This window comes from Endozoicomonas sp. SESOKO4, assembly GCF_024606275.1.
This window is the reverse complement of sequence record NZ_JAHHPS010000337.1, coordinates 1-1121: the sequence shown is the minus strand read 5'-3', so window position 1 is coordinate 1121 and position 1121 is coordinate 1. Positions and strand designations below refer to the sequence as shown.

Annotated in this window: 2 protein-coding genes; both read left to right on the top strand. The window is 48.7% G+C overall.

The window, feature by feature from the left end:
* A partial coding sequence (locus KDK16_RS06345; RefSeq protein WP_257275213.1) for a rhodanese-like domain-containing protein occupies window positions 1-402 on the top strand: 402 nt, incomplete at its 5' end.
* A gap of 121 nt (window positions 403-523) precedes the next feature.
* A partial coding sequence (gene asd, locus KDK16_RS06340) for an archaetidylserine decarboxylase (protein WP_257275212.1) occupies window positions 524-1121 on the top strand: 598 nt, incomplete at its 3' end.

Here is a 1121-nt window from a genome sequence, read left to right as displayed (position 1 = left end):
CGGGTTGATCTGAAGATTGACAACTCCGTGATAGCCAGCAAAGAGTTCATCATGGATTCTCTGGAAGACCCGAACACCGTGATCTGGGATGCCCGATCAGCTGATGAATACCAGGGTGAAAAACGTTTCTCCCAAAGAGGAGGCCACATCCCGGGAGCCGTGAACCTTGAATGGACACTGGCCATGGATCATGACCGTAATCTCAGAATTCGCAGCGACATCGCCGGTGTTCTTGAACAGCTCGGCATTACCCCGGACAAAAAGGTGATTACCCATTGTCAGAGCCATCATCGTTCGGGGTTTACCTATCTGGTAGGTAAGTCTCTGGGGTTTTCTATCAGAGCTTACGATGGCTCCTGGTCAGAGTGGGGTAATCTACCAGACACTCCTATCGAAACCTGAGGGATGACTGCACTGTTTAATCGCAAGCAGTGCACACATTGTCTATTTCATTGCTGACTTGTGAGACCCGGTTCTCATTATTACAATCCAACATCACTCAAAAACAGGATGAGTCCTGACTGTGAAAGAACGATTATTTGCCTTTATCCAATATTTCCTGCCTCACCACCTTATTTCAAGGGCGGTATACTGCTTTGTTGAGTGCACCTGCCCCAGGTTCAAGAACGCACTGATCCGACGTATCATCAAACAGTATGATGTTGATATGAGCGAGGCAGAACGTGAAAATTCTGAAGATTACCTTCACTTTAACGATTTCTTCACACGCTCTCTGAAAGAGGGGATGCGTCCCCTGCCTGAAGATGAAAGTCTGATCGTCAGTCCTGCTGATGGCGAAGTCAGCCAGCTTGGCAATATTGAAAATGGCAGGGTTTTTCAGGCCAAAGGGCACGACTACAGTCTGATTGAACTGCTGGGCGGAGACAGTGATCTGGGTCAGGAATTCATGGGGGGAAAGTTCGCTACCATCTACCTTTCTCCCCGTGACTACCATCGTGTTCACACACCTTTCGGTGGCACTCTTCGCAAAATGATCCACGTTCCTGGTCGTTTATTCTCGGTAAATCAGGGCACCGTTGAAAACATCCCTAACCTGTTTGCCCGCAATGAACGGGTCGTGGCTATTTTTGACACTGAGCACGGACCGATGGCCGTTATCA